The sequence below is a fragment of the Sulfitobacter sp. HI0129 genome, from assembly GCF_001635395.1.
Classification (GTDB): Bacteria; Pseudomonadota; Alphaproteobacteria; order Rhodobacterales; family Rhodobacteraceae; genus Sulfitobacter.
This window is the reverse complement of sequence record NZ_LWGH01001137.1, coordinates 1-881: the sequence shown is the minus strand read 5'-3', so window position 1 is coordinate 881 and position 881 is coordinate 1. Positions and strand designations below refer to the sequence as shown.

1 protein-coding gene is annotated in these 881 nt (G+C 63.0%); it reads right to left on the bottom strand.

The window, feature by feature from the left end; all coding sequences use genetic code 11:
• Positions 1-178: 178 nt before the first annotated feature.
• Positions 179-742: an NADPH-dependent FMN reductase gene (locus tag A3764_RS23730; protein ID WP_067925940.1), complete on the bottom strand. Its 564-nt coding sequence runs from the start codon at positions 740-742 to the stop codon at positions 179-181.
• Between the last annotated feature and the right edge of the window lie 139 nt (positions 743-881).

Genomic DNA, 881 nt, shown 5'->3' with positions numbered 1-881 from the left:
GTTTCGAGGTGCAGGACACCGTATTGATCGACTGACGTGTTCGGACAGGTTTGGCGTGGCCGGGCCGGTGCGTTTGGCACGTCGCCGGCCCGCTTCCCATTCGCAATACGAATTATGATGCCATTATAGAATCACCCGGTGTGACGAGGGACCATCGGCGATCCGGCATGGCCTTTGGTCAGGCGATCTCACCCGTCAGCCGGGCAAAGGCCCCTTCGGCCAGCTGTTTCTGGACGGCGGGCGATAGGCTTCCGTCCTGGCGGAAGATCCTTGAGGTCGAGCCGAGTTCGAATTTCTGCGAATAGACGTTTGCGCCAAGCTCCAGCAGGAACTGGTGCAGGGCCGGGTGGCCGCGCAGCGCGCCCACGCCGCCCACCGGCGCGCCGCACAGGGTGATCAGCTTGCCCTGGAACAGGTTGCCCGCGCCGTCCACGTCATGCCCGATCCAGCCAGCGGCGTTGCGGAACACCGAGGAGAACGCGCCGGTATATTCATCGGAGCTCATGAAGATGGCGTCTGCCGCGGCCACGGCTTTGCGAAGCTTCGCTGCATCGTCCAGTACGGGACCGGGCTGACCCTCGATGAAAACCGGCAGCTCATATTCGGCAAGGTTCAGCGTGACCGCCGTGAAGGCATCCGCCATGTCGCGGTCCGCAAGCGCCGCTGCGGCGCCGACCATCCGCCAGTTGGACGAGCCGACCTGGCTGCTTCCCGACATGAAGAGGACTGTCTTTTTGGGCATTTTCCGCTCCTTAAGATGATTGACGGCCAGTGACCGGCCCCTGAACGCCGCCCGCCGGCACCGGCGGATATGTCACCTTCGCAAGGGGCTTGGTGCCTTGATTTTTCATCTGCTCCTCCCCCTGTTTCCTGCATCTGCA

Excerpts from the sequence above, each read along its gene's own strand:
- A3764_RS23730 (WP_067925940.1), bottom strand. The coding sequence starts at position 742 with ATGCCCAAAAAGACAGTCCTCTTCATGTCGGGAAGCAGCCAGGTCGGC.